This window comes from Pseudomonas sp. ZS1P83 (assembly GCF_054897825.1).
This window is the reverse complement of sequence record NZ_CM142706.1, coordinates 2,644,299-2,661,955: the sequence shown is the minus strand read 5'-3', so window position 1 is coordinate 2,661,955 and position 17,657 is coordinate 2,644,299. Positions and strand designations below refer to the sequence as shown.

The window sequence follows — 17,657 nt, the reverse complement described above, 5'->3', positions numbered from 1 at the left end:
CCAGCATGCGCACCGAACAACCGAAGATGATCTACCTGAAAGACTATCAGGCGCCTGAGTACCTGATCGACGAGACGCACCTGACCTTCGAGTTATACGAGGACCACAGCCTGGTCCATGCGCAACTGGTGATGCGCCGCAATCCTGAACGTGGCCCGGGCCTGCCGCCGCTGGTGCTGGACGGCCAGCAACTCGACTTGCTGTCGGTGACGTTGGCCGATCGCGAACTGAGCGCTGCCGACTACCAACTGACCGAGAATCACCTGACCCTGCACCCGACCAGCACCACCTTCACGGTCGACACCAGCGTCAAGATCCACCCGGAAACAAACACCGCGCTGGAAGGCCTGTACAAATCCGGCACGATGTTCTGCACCCAGTGCGAGGCCGAAGGCTTCCGCAAGATCACCTATTACCTCGACCGTCCGGACGTGATGAGCACGTTCACCACCACGGTCGTCGCCGAGCAGCACAGCTATCCAGTGCTGCTGTCCAACGGCAACCCGATTGCCTCAGGTCCCGGCGAAGACGGCCGGCACTGGGCGACCTGGGAAGATCCGTTCAAGAAACCTGCCTACCTGTTCGCGTTGGTGGCTGGTGATTTGTGGTGTGTCGAAGACACCTTCACCACCATGACTGACCGCTCCGTGGCGCTGCGCATTTATGTCGAGCCGGAAAACATCGACAAGTGCCAGCACGCCATGAACAGTCTGAAGAAGTCCATGCGCTGGGACGAAGAGGTCTACGGTCGCGAGTACGACCTGGACATCTTCATGATCGTCGCGGTCAACGATTTCAACATGGGCGCCATGGAGAACAAGGGCCTCAACATTTTCAACTCCAGCGCTGTGCTGGCCCGCGCCGAAACCGCCACCGACGCCGCGCACCAGCGGGTCGAGGCGATCGTTGCGCACGAGTACTTCCATAACTGGTCGGGCAACCGCGTGACCTGCCGCGACTGGTTCCAGTTGTCGCTCAAGGAAGGCTTCACCGTGTTCCGTGATTCGGGTTTCTCCGCCGACATGAACTCGGCCACCGTCAAGCGCATCCAGGACGTGGCGTACCTGCGGACCCACCAGTTCGCCGAAGACGCAGGACCGATGGCCCACGCCGTGCGGCCAGACAGCTTCATCGAGATTTCCAACTTCTACACCCTGACCGTGTACGAAAAAGGTTCGGAAGTGGTCGGCATGATCCACACCTTGCTCAGCGCCGAAGGCTTCCGCAAAGGCAGCGATCTCTACTTCGAACGCCATGATGGCCAAGCCGTGACCTGCGACGACTTCATCAAGGCCATGGAAGATGCCAACGGTGTCGACCTGACCCAGTTCAAACGCTGGTACAGCCAGGCCGGCACACCGCGTTTGGCGGTCAGTGAGTCCTACGACGCTGCGGCGAAAACCTACAGCCTGACGTTCCGTCAAAGCTGCCCGGCAACCCCGGACAAGGTAGAGAAGTTGCCGTTCGTGATTCCGGTGGAATTGGGCCTGCTGGACGCCAAAGGTGCGGCCATTGCGTTGCGTCTTTCCGGTGAAGCCAGTGCTCAGGGCACCTCACGGGTTATTTCGGTGACTGAAGCCGAGCAGACTTTCACCTTCATCGACATCGCTGAACAGCCATTGCCTTCGTTGCTGCGTGGCTTCTCGGCGCCGGTGAAACTGAGCTTCCCGTACAACCGCGATCAACTGATGTTCCTGATGCAACACGACAGCGATGGCTTTAACCGCTGGGATGCCGGTCAGCAACTGTCGGTGCAGGTCCTGCAAGAGTTGATCGCCCAGCAGCAGAAGGGCGAAAAACTGGTGCTGGATCAGCGTTTGATTTCTGCCTTGCGCACCGTGCTGTCTGACCAGACGCTGGACCAGGCCATGGTCGCGGAAATGCTCTCGTTGCCGGGCGAGGCGTATCTGACCGAAATCAGCGAAGTCGCTGACGTTGACGCCATTCATATCGCTCGCGAGTTTGCTCGCAAGCAATTGGCTGAAGGGTTGTTTGAGGCGTTGTGGCTGCGTTATCAGGCCAATCGCGATCTCTCGAAGAAAACCCCGTATGTGGCTGAGGCCGAACACTTCGCTCGTCGCGCGTTGCAGAACATCGCGCTGTCGTACCTGATGCTCAGCGGTAAACCGGAAGTGTTGGCGGCGACGCTGGAGCAATTCGAGACGAGCGACAACATGACCGAGCGGCTGACGGCGTTGGCGGTGTTGGTGAATTCGTCGTTCGAAGAAGAGAAGGTTACGGCACTGGCGAGTTTTGCCGAGCACTTCAAGGACAACCCGCTGGTCATGGATCAGTGGTTCAGCGTTCAGGCGGGCAGTGTGTTGCCCGGTGGTCTTGAGCGGGTCAAGGCGTTGATGCAGCATCCGGCGTTCAACATCAAGAACCCGAACAAGGTGCGGGCACTGGTCGGTGCGTTTGCCGGGCAGAACCTGATCAACTTCCATGCGGCTGACGGGTCCGGGTATCGGTTCCTGGCGGATCTGGTGATTGAGTTGAACGGGTTTAATCCGCAGATTGCCTCTCGCCAACTGGCGCCGCTGACGCGCTGGCGCAAGTATGACGATGCGCGTCAGGCGTTGATGAGAGGTGAGCTGGAGCGGATTCGTGCTTCGGGTCAGTTGTCGAGCGATGTGTTTGAAGTGGTCAGCAAAAGCCTGGCTTGAGTTTGGCTATGCTCCCTCAGGGTTCACTCTGGCCCTGTGGGAGCTGGCTTGTCGGGTCGCCGCATCGCTGCGATGGCGACCTTCGGGTCGACAATGCTGTTGTTGACTGAGTACATATCCATTCCTGCGGTCACGGCTGCTTAGGGTTTCGCCCTTACGGCGCCTCACTTTTTTTACAAACGCCTAAAAAAAGTAAGCAAAAAAACGCTCGCCCCGAGCGTCCGGCCCCTCGCCTAGGCTCGGCGTTCCTTCGCTCCGGCATTCATCTGGGGGCATCGCCTCCGGTTGGCTTCGCTTCAACCTCCTCTCGATGTGTTCGACTTCGTCGAACGGCGCTACGCGCCTGCCCCCCAGATGAACACCTCCACTCAGCCTCCCGATGGGGCGGGCAAAGCAAAATCAAAAGCTGCAGGCGAGCTAACGCTCGGCCTGTTGAGTGGTGAAGGGCGGGTGTACACCCATGGGATGTAGGAGCTGCCGGAGGCTGCGATCTTTTGATCTGGCTTTGGCTCTGGTTTTGGCTTTTGAAGTTGATCTTGATCTCTCGTCCCTTCGGCAGGCCGAGCGTAGGTGTTCATCAGGGGGTTAGGCGCGTAGCGCCGTGCGGCGAAGCCGCACACATCGAGAGGAGGTTGAAGCGAAGCCAACCGGAGGCGATGCCCCCTGATGGACACCGTAGCGAGGGAACACTGAGCCTTAACGAAGTGCCGTACGCCGGGGCGAAGCCTTTTGCTTACTTTTCGGCGTCTGGAAAAGTGAGTCGCTGTAAGAGCCATCCCTTTCAAGGTCTTTGATAAAATCCCCCAAAACTCCAGTCAGGACAACGAGACGATGTGGGCAGAGGTTGTAGCGCGGTTCGAGAAAAAAGCACCGGCCAGTGTCATGGCCAAATTGGTTTTGGAGCAGGCCGTTGCGCCCGAGTGGGTCGATCAGGTGTTCGAAGAACATCGTCAACGGCAGTATCCGCGTGAGCTTTTGTTTTCGACCATCGTTGAGCTGATGTCCCTCGTTTCACTGGGTTTGCGACCCTCGCTACATGCCGCGGCGCGGCAGATGGAAGATCTTCCCGTCAGCTTGGCTGCGCTTTATGACAAGGTCAGCCGCACGGAGCCCGCGCTGCTGCGTGCGTTGGTAGTCGGCAGTGCGCAACGCCTGGCTCCGACAATTGAAGAATTGGGCTGCTCGGCCATTTTGCCTGGCTGGCAACTGCGGGTTGTTGACGGCAACCACCTGCCTTCCAGCGAAAAACGTCTGGGCGCTTTGCGCCGTGAACGCGGTGCCTCCCGGCCTGGTTTTTCCGTTGTGGTTTATGACCCTGATCTGGACCAGGTCGTCGACCTTCAGCCCTGCGAAGATGCTTACGCGAGTGAGCGCGTCAGCGTGCTGCCCTTGCTGGAAAAGGCCCGCGCGGGCCAGCTGTGGATGGCTGATCGACTTTACTGCACGCTCCCGGTCATGGAGGCCTGCGAAGAGACCGGGGCCTCATTCATTATCCGCGAACAAAGCAAGCATCCACGCCTGCTTAAGGAAAGCGACTGGCAGCAGCCTGTTGCGGTCGCGACAGGCAGCGTGCGCGAGCAAACCATCGAAGTAAAAGGTGGGCGCCAGTGGCGGCGTGTCGAATTGAGCCTGCACACCCCCACCGAATCAGGCGACACCGCATTGCTGTTCTGGAGCAACCTGCCCGAGACCATCAGCGCTGAGCAAATCGCCGATTTGTACCGTCGTCGCTGGAGTATTGAAGGAATGTTTCAGCGCCTGGAGTCGGTGCTGGAAAGCGAAATCAAAACCTTGGGCAACCCCAAGGCCGCCCTGTTGGGGTTTGCGTCGGCCGTGCTGGCTTACAACGTCTTGTCGGTGCTTAAGCGCAGCGTTGAACAGGCTCATCGCCAGACCCAGCCCGAAGACTGGGAAGCTTCGATCTTCCACCTGACGGTACAAGTACGCAGCGGTTACGAGGGCCTGCAGATTGCCTTGCCGCCAGAGCACTTAGCCATCCCAATCCGCGCAGGAGGGCTGGCTCAGCACTTGCTGGCGCTGGCTAAAAACATCCCGCCCAAATCCGTCGCCAAAAGCAAACGAGGTCCGAAGGTGCCGAAACCCAAGGAATGGCTGGAAGGCAAGGCAGTAAATGCTCACGTGTCGACAGATAGGGTGCTCAAGGCCGCCAAGGTCAAAAGACCTTGAAAGGGATGGCTGTAAGAGCGAAACCATATTCAGCCCTAACCGCAGCAACGGACATGTACACCAAACAAAGAAACCCCAATCACCCCACCTGATACCCAATCATTCAGCCACCCCCCATACCCCCCAGGTTAACAAAACATAACGTGGCGTCGATTGTCAGACCTTTCAAAACCCCGATAGGATAAGCCAGCTTCCGAAGGGGCTCTAGATTGCGTATTCCAGGACTATGCTCCAGAAAAGGCAATCCCAAAGAGCAGCCCTTACGGCGCCCTGAAAGGTTGAACGACCTAACAATAATAATGGGGGAAGGTCTATGAGTGAGCCTGTCATGGGTGTGGGTATCTGCCGCCCGCCGGCACTACGCAAATTCGCGTTGCTGGCTACAGCGCTCTCGCTGTTGGGCTGTGCCGTGCTGTCGGCACCTGTACTGGCCGCTGCTGCGCCAGCATCCGACATTGTTTATTCCGTTGAGTCTGCCAAAGCCAGCAAGAGCCTGATGCTCGACGTCGTGCACGCAGGCTCTCGTCTGGTCGCGGTCGGGGATCGCGGGCACATTCTGTATTCCGATGACCAGGGAGCGACCTGGACCCAAGCCAAGGTGCCGACCCGACAACTCCTGACGTCGGTATTTTTCGTCGACGACAAACACGGTTGGGCCGTCGGCCATGACGCACAAATCCTCGCCAGCGAGGATGGCGGCGTCACCTGGACCAAGCAATTTGAAGATCTGAAACGCGAATCGCCGCTGCTCGACGTCTGGTTCAAGGACGTCAACAGCGGCTTTGCCGTGGGCGCTTATGGTGCGCTGCTGGAAACCACCGACGGCGGCAAGAACTGGGAAGACGCCAGCGATCGCCTGGACAACGAAGACCAGTACCACCTCAACGCCATTGCCGCGGTCAAGGATACCGGTCTGTTCATCGTCGGTGAGCAGGGCAGCATGTTCCGCTCCGCCGATTGGGGCCAGACCTGGGAGAAGCTTGAAGGCCCATACGAAGGTTCGCTGTTCGGTGTGATCGGCACCGCTCAGGCCAATACGCTGCTGGCCTACGGACTGCGGGGCAACCTTTTTCGCTCCACCGATTTCGGCACCACCTGGGAGCCGATCGAGTTGAACGCGGCTCGCGGTGCGCTGGAATTTGGTCTGTCCGGCGCGACGCTGCTCGACGACGGTTCCATCGTAATCGTCGGCAACGGCGGCTCCGTGATCCGCAGCAGCGACAACGGCGAATCCTTCAGCGTGTTTAACCGTCCGGATCGCATTTCCGTTTCGGCAGTCACCGCAGCGGGCAACGGCAATCTGATTCTGGCAGGGCAGGGTGGCGTTCGCGTCTCTTCGCCCACCGGCGCAGAGAATGGAAAAAATGGGTCGTCCAAATGAGCCGGGCAAATAATAAGAAGGCGGGTCTATGACATCCTTGAGCAGTCATCACCAAGACAAGGCGACGTTTCTTGAACGCCTGATTTTCAACAACCGCCCGGCAGTGATCGTGATCTGTCTGCTGGTGAGTATTTTCCTGTTCTGGCAGGCGACGCTGATCCGGCCGTCCACCAGTTTCGAAAAAATGATCCCGCTTGAGCATCCGTTCATTCAAAAGATGATGGAGCACCGCAACGATCTGGCGAACCTGGGCAACACGGTGCGCATCTCGGTTGAGGCCACCGACGGCGACATCTTCTCCAAGGAGTACATGGAGACCCTGCGCCAGATCAACGACGAGGTGTTCTACATCTCCGGTGTTGACCGTTCCGGCCTCAAGTCGCTATGGAGCCCGAGCGTACGCTGGACCGAAGTGACAGAGGAGGGTTTCGCCGGTGGAGAAGTGATTCCGCAGAGCTATAACGGCTCCCAGCAAAGCCTCGACCTGTTGCGCAACAACGTGCTCAAGTCCGGTCAGGTCGGGCGTCTGGTGGCCAACGACTTCAAATCGAGCATTGTCGATATCCCGTTGCTGGAGTCCTACCCGGACCCACAAGACCAAGGCAAGTTGCTGGCGCTGGACTATCGGAAGTTCTCTCACGAACTTGAAGACAAGATCCGTAACAAGTTCGAAGCCCAGAACCCTAACGTGCAGATCCACATCGTCGGTTTCGCCAAGAAAGTTGGCGACCTGATCGATGGGTTGGTCATGGTGGTGATGTTCTTCGGCGTCGCCTTCATCATCACGTTGATCCTGCTGTACTGGTTCACCAACTGCATGCGCAGCACCGTGGCGGTGTTGAGTACAACGTTGGTGGCGGTGGTCTGGCAGCTCGGTTTGATGCACTTCTTCGGCTTCGGACTCGATCCGTATTCGATGCTGGTTCCGTTCCTGATCTTCGCCATCGGTATTTCCCACGGTGTGCAGAAAATCAACGGTATTGCCTTGCAGTCCAGCGAGGCAGACAACGCTTTGACCGCGGCGCGGCGTACGTTCCGTCAGCTATTCCTGCCGGGGATGATTGCAATCCTCGCGGATGCGGTGGGTTTCATCACGCTGCTGATCATCGACATCGGGGTGATTCGCGAACTGGCCATTGGCGCATCGATCGGCGTGGCGGTGATCGTGTTCACCAATCTGATTCTGCTGCCAGTGGCGATTTCCTACGTCGGCATCAGCAAACGCGCCGTCGAACGCAGCAAGAAAGACGCGCACCGCGAGCATCCGTTCTGGCGTCTGCTGTCGAACTTTGCCAGCCCGAAAGTCGCGCCGGTGTCGATTGTTTTGGCCTTGTTGGCCTTCAGTGGTGGCCTCTGGTACAGCCAGAACCTGAAAATCGGCGACCTCGACCAAGGCGCACCTGAACTGCGTCCGGACTCGCGCTACAACAAAGACAACAACTTCATCATCAGCAATTACTCCACCAGTTCCGATGTGTTGGTGGTGATGGTCAAGACCAAGTCTGAAGGTTGCTCGCGCTACGAAGCCATGGCGCCGATCGACGAGCTGATGTGGAAGATGCAGAACACCGAGGGCGTGCAGTCGGCGATCTCGCTGGTGACGGTGTCCAAGCAGATGATCAAGGGTATGAACGAGGGCAACCTGAAATGGGAAACCCTGTCGCGTAACCCGGACGTGCTGAACAACTCCATCGCCCGTGCCGATGGTCTGTACAACAACAGTTGCTCATTGGCACCGGTGCTGGTGTTCCTCAACGATCACAAGGCCGCAACCCTGGATCGCGCGGTGCATGCAGTGCAGGACTTCGCCAAGGAGAACAACAAGGAAGGCCTGGAATTCATCCTCGCGGCGGGTAACGCTGGCATCGAGGCGGCCACCAACGAGGTGATCAAGGAATCTGAGCTGACCATCCTGATTCTCGTCTACATCTGCGTCGCGACCATGTGCATGATCACCTTCCGCTCCTGGGCGGCGACCTTGTGCATCGTGCTGCCGTTGGTACTCACCTCGGTACTCGGTAACGCACTGATGGCCTTCATGGGCATCGGCGTGAAAGTCGCAACCTTGCCGGTGGTGGCGCTGGGCGTGGGGATTGGCGTGGACTACGGGATCTACATCTACAGCCGACTCGAAAGCTTCCTGCGTGCCGGCCTGCCGTTGCAAGAGGCGTACTACCAGACGCTGAAGTCCACCGGTAAAGCCGTGTTGTTCACCGGTCTGTGCCTGGCGATCGGCGTGTGCACCTGGATCTTCTCGGCCATCAAGTTCCAGGCCGACATGGGCCTTATGCTGACCTTCATGTTGCTCTGGAACATGTTCGGCGCACTGTGGCTGCTGCCAGCGCTGGCGCGGTTCCTGATCAAACCGGAGAAACTGGCGGGGCAGAAGGGCAATTCGTTGTTTGCTCACTGATGCCTGGCTGAAATAGAAAAGCCGCAACCAGGGTTGCGGCTTTTTTACGCCTGCCGAATGAGCTGCTACTGGTGTGCGATGTGCTTTGAGTTTTTGTTACGACAAATCGGTGCCGAGCACTACATTCAGCGCACTGCGCGCATCATCCAGCTGCACCAACGTCGCGTGCCGTGCACCGAGCGCATCACGATTCTCGATAGCCGTCAGAATCGCCTTATGCCGTGGCAATGCCAGTTCATGCAGATTCGGCCGCTGGTTGGAATGCTTCAAGGCTTCGGCAATCGCCACCGACAGCATGTTGCACAGGTTGGCCAGCAAGTCGTTGTGGGTCGCATCGGCAATCCGGCTATGGAAATCCAGGTCCGGTTGCAACAGCGCTTCGGGGGTCGGTGCGGCTTCCATGCGTTGGTAGGCTTCACCGATCGAGGCGATGTCATCGTCCGTGGCGAACTGCGCGGCGAGGGCAGCTGCAGCGGGTTCAATGATGCTGCGCACGCTGGTCAGCAAGTCGAAAAATTCATTCTGCGGGCTGCTTTGCATTAGCCAATGCAAAACGTCCGGGTCAAGCATGTGCCATTCCTTTCGCTGCTTGACGACCGTGCCGACCCGCGGACGGGAATACACCAGTCCCTTGGCGACCAGTACGCGTGTGGCCTCGCGCAGCACCGGGCGGCTGACCGCGTACTCCTCGCACAGCAGGGCTTCGGCGGGCAGCTTATCATCCGGTTTGAAGCGTCCCGAGACGATCTGCATGCCCAGTTCCTGGACGATGCGCGAATGCATGCTTTTGCGGTCGGAGGGTTTGCGGTAATCCATGGGGAGCGGCGCGATCCTGTGCGATGGGGTGCCGCGCATGATAACAGGCGCGGCAGGCATTCATTAGATATGAAGCCTGCAAATACCTTGTGGCGAGGGAGCTTGCTCCCGCTGGGGTGCGAAGCGCCCCCAAAACGACGGACGCGTTTTGTCAGGTAAAGCGCACGCCGATTTTTGCGCCTGCTGCGCAGTCGAGCGGGAGCAAGCTCCCTCGCCACAGGTATTCTGTTTCTGCGAAATTGTGGTTTGGTTAGTGGGAGTGGCGGGGTACTTCGGAGCCGCGGCAGCCGACCAGGAAATCGAAATCGCAACCCTGATCCGCCTGCAGCACATGGTCGATGTACAGCTGACGATAACCGCCCACGATCAGTTGCTGCGGTGGCTGCAGATCGGCCATGCGCGCTGCCAGTTCCGCATCCGGAATGTCCAGATGCAGCCGACCGTTGGCGCAGTCGAGTTCGATCCAGTCACCTTCCTTCACCGTCGCCAAAGGTCCGCCGGCGGCCGCTTCCGGGGCCACGTGCAAAACCACGGTGCCGTACGCCGTACCGCTCATGCGCGCGTCGGAAATGCGCACCATGTCCGTCACGCCCTGGGCCAGCAGCTTGGCCGGCAAGCCCATGTTGCCGACTTCGGCCATGCCCGGATAACCCTTGGGGCCGCAGTTCTTCATCACCAGAATCGAATTGGCATCCACCTCCAGCTCCGGATCGTTGATCCGTGCCTTGTACATGTCGAAGTTCTCGAACACCACCGCACGCCCACGATGTTGCATCAGTTCGGCACTGGCGGCGGAGGGCTTGAGCACCGCACCCAGTGGCGCCAGGTTGCCGCGCAATACGCAGATCCCGCCGTCGGCGCGGATCGGGTTGTCGAGAGTGCGGATCACTTCGTCCTGGCCGTAGATCGGTGCGTCCTTGGTGTTCTCGCCGAGGGTCTTGCCGTTGACGGTCAGTGCATTTGGATTCGGAATCAGGTTGGCTTCACCCAGACGACGCAGGACCGCTGGCAGGCCGCCGGCATAGTAGAACTCTTCCATCAAGAAACGCCCGGACGGTTGCAGGTCGACGATGGTCGGCATGCCGCGACCGATGCGGGTCCAGTCATCGAGGTCCAGTTCCACGCCGATGCGCCCGGCGATGGCTTTCAAATGGATCACGGCGTTGGTTGAACCACCAATCGCGGCGTTGACGCGAATGGCGTTTTCGAAGGCCTCTTTGGTGAGGATTTTCGACAGCTTCAGGTCTTCGCGAACCATCTCCACCGCACGCATGCCGGACATATGCGCCAACACATAACGACGCGCATCCACCGCTGGAATCGCCGCGTTGTGCGGCAGGGAAGTGCCGAGGGCTTCGGCCATGCACGCCATGGTCGAGGCAGTGCCCATGGTGTTGCAAGTACCGGCCGAGCGGGACATGCCACCCTCGGCAGCGAGGAAATCGTCGATAGTGATGGTGCCGGCTTTCACCTGTTCGCTGAGCTGCCAGACCACGGTGCCCGAGCCAATATCCTGACCTTTGTGCTTGCCGTTGAGCATCGGCCCGCCGGTGACGACGATCGTCGGCACGTCGCAACTGGCCGCGCCCATCAACAACGCCGGGGTGGTTTTGTCGCAACCGGTCAGCAGCACAACACCGTCAATCGGGTTACCGCGAATCGCTTCTTCGACGTCCATGCTCGCCAGGTTACGGGTGAGCATGGCGGTCGGGCGCAGGTTTGATTCACCGTTGGAGAACACCGGGAATTCCACCGGGAAGCCCCCAGCCTCGATCACCCCACGTTTGACGTGTTCCGCAATCTGGCGGAAATGCGCGTTGCACGGGGTCAGTTCCGACCAGGTGTTGCAGATGCCGATGATCGGCTTGCCGTGGAACTGGTGGTCGGCGATGCCCTGATTCTTCATCCAGCTGCGGTACATGAAGCCGTTCTTGTCGGCAGTGCCAAACCATTGGGCAGAGCGCAGGGTGGGTTTCTTATCAGACATGATCGGCTCTCTTATTGTATGACTATATTGTTCGAACTGAGGCGTAACATAAGCTCTAATTCAACCGTTTGGAAGTGTTGTTGCATAAATAGTATTACTATATAGTCCGTTTCAGCGAAGGGATGGCCCTGGCGGTTTTCCGCGAGAGGCGTCCCCCCGAGGTTCTATAACAACAACAATCGGAGACCGATCTCATGAGCCAGGAACTGCGGCTTATTCGTCGCATCACGCTGAAACTGATTCCCTTCCTGATCCTGCTGTACCTGATCGCCTATGTGGATCGCTCCGCCGTAGGCTTCGCCAAGCTGCACATGGGCGCTGACCTCGGTATCGGTGACGCGGCTTACGGGCTGGGTGCCGGGCTGTTTTTCATTGGTTATTTCCTGCTGGAAATCCCCAGCAACCTGATGCTCGAACGCTTTGGCGCGCGGCGCTGGTTTGCGCGGATCATGGTCACCTGGGGCGCCATCACCATCGGCATGGCCTTCGTCCAGGGCCCGCACAGTTTCTATGTGATGCGCTTTCTGCTCGGTGCAGCGGAAGCCGGGTTCTTTCCGGGCGTTCTCTACTACATCACTCAATGGTTCCCGGTGCGCCATCGCGGCAAGATCCTTGGACTGTTCATCCTTTCCCAACCCATCGCCATGCTTATCACCGGTCCGGTGTCCGGCGGTCTGCTTGGCATGGACGGCATTCTTGGCCTGCATGGCTGGCAGTGGCTGTTCATCGTCATCGGTACCCCGGCAATCCTGTTGACCTGGCCGGTGCTGCGTTACCTGCCTGACGGCCCGAAGCAGGTGAAGTGGATGGACCAGGCCGAAAAGGACTGGTTGACCGGCGAACTGAAAAAGGATCTCGAGGAATACGGCCAGACCCGCCACGGCAATCCGTTGCACGCCCTCAAGGACAAACGGGTGTTGTTGCTGGCGCTGTTCTATCTGCCGGTGACCCTGAGCATTTACGGCCTGGGTTTGTGGCTGCCGACCTTGATCAAGCAGTTCGGTGGCACGGATCTGATGACTGGCTTCGTGTCGTCGGTGCCGTACATCTTCGGGATCATCGGTTTGCTGATCATTCCGCGCAGTTCCGACCGCTTGAATGATCGCTACGGCCACTTGGCGGTGCTTTACGTGTTGGGTGCCATCGGCCTGTTCCTCAGTGCCTGGCTGACGGTGCCGGTGCTGCAACTGGCGGCGTTGTGCCTGGTGGCCTTCGCGCTGTTTTCCTGCACCGCGGTGTTCTGGACCTTGCCGGGCCGCTTCTTCGCCGGTGCCAGTGCGGCGGCCGGGATCGCTTTGATCAACTCGGTGGGCAACCTTGGCGGCTACATCGGTCCGTTCGTGATCGGCGCGCTCAAGGAGTACACCGGCAACCTGGCCTCGGGCCTGTATTTCCTTTCGGGTGTGATGGTGTTCGGGCTGATATTGACCGGCGTGGTCTATCGCCTGCTGGAGCGTAAGCACGTACTGCCGGCCGACCAGTTCGCAGCCAGCGCCCGTGGCGCTACCCGCACTTAATCTGCAAACAGGAGAAGGTTCATGCGTTTAGTTCAGTTCGAATTGAGTAACGGCGAGCGCCGGGTGGGCGTGGTCGAGGACGGTCTGGCGCGCGAAGTGCAGGACGCGCGCACGGTTCGCGACCTGGCGTTGGCGGCGATCGAGGCGGGCGTCACTCTGCAACAGCAGGTGAAAACCCTGGGCCTGGGTCTCAGCCATGACTATGCAGAACTGTTGGCCAAGCTGCGTATCCTGCCGCCGCTGGATCACCCGGATCCGGCGCACATGCTGGTCAGCGGCACGGGCCTGACGCACTTGGGCAGCGCCTCGGCCCGAGACAAAATGCATCAGCAAGCCGGTGACGAAGCCGCGATGACCGACACCATGCGCATCTTCAAATGGGGCGTGGAGGGGGGTAAACCCGCAGCGGGGCAGGCCGGTGTGCAACCGGAATGGTTCTACAAGGGCGACGGCAGCATCGTCGTTCGACCGGGTCAACCGTTCCCGCTGCCACCGTTTGCCGAAGACGCGGGGGAGGAGCCTGAGCTCAGCGGCCTCTACGTCATCGGCCACGATGGCAAGCCGTATCGCCTCGGTTTTGCGGTAGGTAACGAGTTCTCCGATCACGTAATGGAACGCAAGAATTACCTGTACCTGGCGCACTCTAAATTGCGCAGTTGCAGTTATGGCCCGGAACTTCGAGTCGGGGAACTGCCTCAACATCTGGCAGGCACCAGCCGCATTCTGCGTGACGGCGAGGTGCTGTGGCAGAACGAGTTTCTCAGTGGCGAGGCCAACATGTGCCACAGCCTGGAAAACCTCGAGTACCACCATTTCAAGTACAGCCAGTTCCTGCGTCCGGGCGATGTGCACATTCACTTTTTCGGCACCGCGACCCTGTCCTTTGCCGACGGCATTCGCACCCAGCCGGGTGACGTGTTCGAGATCAGTCAGGCCGAGTTCGGTGCACCGTTGATCAACGGTATTGCACCCGTTGAAGCGGCGTTCGAGCCCGGCACCGTCGGCACCCTTTAAGGAGATATCCATGCCCCAGATTCTTGGTCACAACTACATCGGCGGTCAGCGCAGTGCGGCCGGTCAGCTCAAACTACAGAGCGTCGACGCCAGCACGGGCGAAGCGTTGCCGTACGATTTCTCCCAGGCGACCCCGGAAGAAGTCGATGCCGCTGCCAAGGCTGCCGCCGCGGCTTATCCGGCGTATCGCAGCTTGAGCGCCGAACGTCGTGCGCAATTTCTTGATGCGGTTGCCGATGAACTGGACGCGCTGGGTGATGACTTTGTTGCGGTGGTGTGCAGCGAAACCGCGCTGCCCGCCGCACGGATTCAGGGCGAGCGCGGTCGCACCAGCGGCCAGATGCGTCTGTTCGCCAAAGTGCTGCGTCGCGGTGATTTCTACGGTGCGCGGATCGATCTGGCGTTACCTGAGCGTAAACCGTTGCCGCGTCCGGACTTGCGTCAGTACCGCATCGGCCTCGGACCGGTTGCCGTGTTTGGCGCCAGTAACTTTCCGTTGGCGTTCTCCACGGCTGGCGGCGACACCGTGTCGGCGTTGGCCGGCGGTTGCCCGGTGGTGTTCAAGGCCCACAGCGGCCACATGGCAACTGCCGAACTGGTAGCGGACGCGATCATCCGCGCCGCAGAGAAAACCGGCATGCCGGCCGGCGTGTTCAACATGATCTACGGCGGCGGGGTTGGTGAAGCGCTGGTCAAGCATCCGGCGATTCAGGCGGTGGGCTTTACCGGCTCGCTGAAGGGCGGCCGTGCGTTGTGCGACATGGCTGCTGCACGTGCGCAGCCAATCCCGGTGTTCGCCGAGATGTCGAGCATCAACCCGGTGATCGTTTTACCGCAGGCGCTTGAGACTCGGTCAGAAACCGTCGCTCGGGACCTGACGGCCTCGGTGGTTCAAGGCTGCGGGCAGTTCTGTACCAATCCGGGTCTGGTCATCGGTATTCGTTCGCCGCAGTTCAGCGCGTTTGTGCAACAGGTGGCTGGATTGATGGGCGATCAACCCGCGCAAACGATGCTCAATGCCGGGACCTTGAGCAGCTATGGCAAAGGTCTGCAAAAACTACTCGCTCATCCGGGCATCGAGCATCTGGCCGGTCAGGCACAGCAGGGCAATCAGGCCCAGCCGCAACTGTTCAAGGCGGATGTCAGCTTGTTGATCAATGGCGATGAAGTGCTGCAGGAAGAAGTGTTCGGCCCGACCACGGTGTTCGTCGAAGTGGCCGATCAGGCGCAACTCAGTGCCGCGTTGAACGGCCTGCACGGGCAGCTGACGGCGACGATCATTGGCGAGCCGGCGGACTTCGAGCAGTTCGGTGAGCTGACGCCATTGCTGGAACAGAAGGTCGGACGGATCCTGCTCAACGGCTACCCAACCGGCGTCGAAGTCTGCGACTCGATGGTCCACGGCGGTCCGTATCCGGCAACTTCCGATGCGCGGGGCACGTCGGTGGGCACCTTGGCCATTGACCGTTTCCTGCGTCCGGTGTGCTTCCAGAACTACCCCGACAGCCTGTTACCGGATGCGTTGAAGAATGGCAATCCGTTGCGCATCCAACGACTGGTGAACGGCCAACCATCCCGCGACGCGCTCCCACATTGAGCTATCATTGCGTCTTTCCCATTCAAAGATTGACTGCCATGACTGCCGCTACCGACACCTTGCTCGCCACCCTCGAACACTGCGATATGGTGGAGATCGACGGGCTGCACGCCTTCGAATTCTCCCTCGATGAAGACGAAAATCTGCACATCGAATGCATAGACGGCCGTGAGTCCAAGCACTGGGAGTTCACCCCGGCCGAGGTCGAGGCGGCGACCTTCGATCCAACCCTGCAAAGCTGGCTGATCACCGGTGATTCCGGCGAGCACCGACTGGTGTGCATGACCGCGTTCCGCGGTGGTGACGACGAGGAAGAAGCGAATGAGGATGCGTAAGCTCTGGCCGCTGTTGATCGCTGGCAGCGTCGGTGCGATGGGCGTTCAGGTTGCGTCGGCCGAGGACTATCAGTTGCTGGTCGGTTCCTACACGGCCGGTCAGAGCCAAGGGATTTATCGCCTGAATTTCGACGCCGCTACCGGGCAGATCGACGCCAAACCGCTGCAAGTGGTCGAGAGTGAAAACCCGTCCTGGCTGACCCTGTCCAAGGATCAGCAGCGCCTGTTCGTGGTCAACGAAAACGGTCCCGGACAGACTGATCCGGTAGGGCGCGTCAGCAGCTATGCGATCGATCCCAGCACCCATGCCTTGAGCCTGATCAATCAGGTGAAGAGCCTGGGCAACGAGCCGACTCATTCGAGCCTCAGCGTTGAAGCCGGTCACCTGTTTGTCAGCAACTATTCGGTGGATGAAGATCCGGGTGGCACCCTGGCGGTGTTGCCGGTGGGCGCCGAAGGCCAGCTCAATTCGGTGGTGCAGATGAGCAGCCATCCGTCCAGCCGGGTTAATCCCGAGCGGCAGATGTCGGCGCACGTGCATTCGACGGTTTCGTCGCCGGACGGCAAGTTTGTGTTCTCCAATGACTTGGGCGCCGACAAGATCTTTGTCTACCGCTTCGACCCCAAGGCCAACCCGGAACTGCCATTGACCGCCGCCACACCGGCGTCCGTCCAGTTGCCACCCGGTAGCGGGCCGCGTCATTTGCTGTTCAGCGCCGATGGCAAGCACGCGTGGCTGACCATGGAGATGAGTGCACAGGTTGCCGTGTTCGATTACAAGGACGGCAAACTTGAGCAAACGCAGAGCGTCGAGTTGGCGAAGGGCCAGCCCGTTTCGGACAAGGCCGCCGCTGCGCTTCACGCGTCGCGCGATGGCAAGTTCCTTTACGTCAGCAACCGTGGCACCGCCAATCAGCTGCTGGTGTTCGCCATCGATCCTGCGACCGGCCACCTTAAGGAGCTGCAACGCCGCTCGGTGGACGGTGATCACCCGCGTGAGTTCAGCCTCGATCCGAGTGGCAAGTTCTTGCTGATCGCCAACCAAAAAAGTAACCAGATTGTTGTCGTCGAGCGCGATGCCAAGAGCGGTTTACTGGGTAAAACCGTGCAAAAGCTGCCGATGGATGCCCCGAGCGACCTCAAGTTCCTGGTGCGTCAATAGGACGCAGGCCTCGGTTGATGGGGCCTGCATCCTTCTATTAATGACGCTGATATCTGGTAATGCTACAAAAGATTTCAAGGCGCCAACCTTGACGGTTAAGTTTGCTTCACGGCCCCACCGGGCGTGCAAGCTAACTGAATCCGAGGAACACCGTCATGAACTTCAATCTCTTTTCCGTAATCGCCGCTTCCGCTATCTCTGCCACCGTTGCTCTGCCAGCCAACGCCAACATTGAAATCAGCGACAAAAAATCCCACGCCCAAAGCTACACCCAGAAGTACCTGCAACAGAGCGCCAACTTTTACGCGGCTCTGGATCACAAGACCCAAGCCTGAAATTTGACCCTGCACCTTTTATGCAGGTGCGAAGTCACTTGGGGGATCGGACAGGGCTCGGCGGGGTCGGTGGCGCGGACTATCGAAGCCAATCACAACCTTGCTCGCAACATTGAAACCGCGAAGGCCCTGGGGCTGCTGGCCGGCAATCCACCGATCAAACGCCAAAGCAGTTTTTTCGGGCCGTTCCAGGTGGATTGCTCGGCGTTGCAGATGTGTGAAGTGTTGGCCTGAATGTTCGAAACACCCC

The 17,657-nt window shown here is 59.4% G+C and carries 12 protein-coding genes and 1 pseudogene; 11 read left to right on the top strand and 2 right to left on the bottom strand.

Annotation, left to right across the window (positions count from 1 at the left end; all coding sequences use genetic code 11):
• The first annotated feature begins 5 nt into the window (after nt 1–5).
• From pepN to ACYZT0_RS12595, 4 genes are all read left to right on the top strand, one after another.
• On the top strand, nt 6–2,663 hold the full coding sequence (pepN, locus tag ACYZT0_RS12610; RefSeq protein WP_462046115.1) for an aminopeptidase N: 2,658 nt from the start codon (nt 6–8) through the stop codon (nt 2,661–2,663).
• A gap of 882 nt (nt 2,664–3,545) precedes the next feature.
• Nucleotides 3,546–4,850 (top strand): IS4 family transposase, encoded by a 1,305-nt coding sequence (locus ACYZT0_RS12605; RefSeq protein ID WP_462046557.1) that lies wholly within the window; start codon nt 3,546–3,548, stop codon nt 4,848–4,850.
• A 313-nt stretch (nt 4,851–5,163) separates the two neighbouring features.
• A complete protein-coding gene (locus ACYZT0_RS12600; protein WP_462046114.1) occupies nt 5,164–6,231 on the top strand; it encodes a WD40/YVTN/BNR-like repeat-containing protein in 1,068 nt (355 codons plus the stop codon).
• A 28-nt stretch (nt 6,232–6,259) separates the two neighbouring features.
• A complete protein-coding gene (locus ACYZT0_RS12595) occupies nt 6,260–8,644 on the top strand; it encodes an efflux RND transporter permease subunit (protein WP_150657571.1) in 2,385 nt (794 codons plus the stop codon).
• Between the two features lie 96 nt (nt 8,645–8,740).
• On the opposite strand, the gene ACYZT0_RS12590 is transcribed toward ACYZT0_RS12595, so the two are convergent.
• A complete protein-coding gene (locus ACYZT0_RS12590; RefSeq protein ID WP_462046113.1) occupies nt 8,741–9,460 on the bottom strand; it encodes a FadR/GntR family transcriptional regulator in 720 nt (239 codons plus the stop codon).
• Nucleotides 9,461–9,710: 250 nt separating this feature from the next.
• Nucleotides 9,711–11,447 carry an IlvD/Edd family dehydratase gene (locus tag ACYZT0_RS12585; RefSeq protein ID WP_283190818.1) on the bottom strand — a complete coding sequence of 579 codons (1,737 nt, stop codon included), beginning with the start codon at nt 11,445–11,447 and terminating at the stop codon, nt 9,711–9,713.
• A gap of 194 nt (nt 11,448–11,641) precedes the next feature.
• On the opposite strand from ACYZT0_RS12585, the gene ACYZT0_RS12580 reads away from it, so the two are divergent.
• The 7 genes and pseudogenes from ACYZT0_RS12580 to ACYZT0_RS12550 form a co-directional block, all read left to right on the top strand.
• Entirely contained in the window at nt 11,642–12,964 is a 1,323-nt protein-coding gene (locus tag ACYZT0_RS12580) for an MFS transporter (RefSeq protein ID WP_462046112.1), read from the top strand.
• 21 nt (nt 12,965–12,985) lie between these two features.
• Entirely contained in the window at nt 12,986–13,978 is a 993-nt protein-coding gene (gene araD1 / locus ACYZT0_RS12575; RefSeq protein WP_462046111.1) for an AraD1 family protein, read from the top strand.
• Nucleotides 13,979–13,988: 10 nt separating this feature from the next.
• Nucleotides 13,989–15,575: an aldehyde dehydrogenase (NADP(+)) gene (locus tag ACYZT0_RS12570; protein ID WP_462046110.1), complete on the top strand. Its 1,587-nt coding sequence runs from the start codon at nt 13,989–13,991 to the stop codon at nt 15,573–15,575.
• A gap of 38 nt (nt 15,576–15,613) precedes the next feature.
• Nucleotides 15,614–15,910 (top strand): DUF5629 family protein, encoded by a 297-nt coding sequence (locus tag ACYZT0_RS12565; RefSeq protein ID WP_462046109.1) that lies wholly within the window; start codon nt 15,614–15,616, stop codon nt 15,908–15,910.
• Nucleotides 15,903–17,072, top strand: coding sequence for a lactonase family protein (locus ACYZT0_RS12560; RefSeq protein WP_462046108.1), 1,170 nt, complete (start codon nt 15,903–15,905; stop codon nt 17,070–17,072). The genes ACYZT0_RS12565 and ACYZT0_RS12560 overlap by 8 nt, the downstream gene beginning before the upstream one ends.
• A gap of 155 nt (nt 17,073–17,227) precedes the next feature.
• Entirely contained in the window at nt 17,228–17,407 is a 180-nt protein-coding gene (locus ACYZT0_RS12555) for a hypothetical protein (protein ID WP_074876875.1), read from the top strand.
• A gap of 42 nt (nt 17,408–17,449) precedes the next feature.
• Nucleotides 17,450–17,641: pseudogene (locus tag ACYZT0_RS12550) on the top strand (hypothetical protein); the annotation flags it as partial.
• Nucleotides 17,642–17,657: the final 16 nt, after the last annotated feature.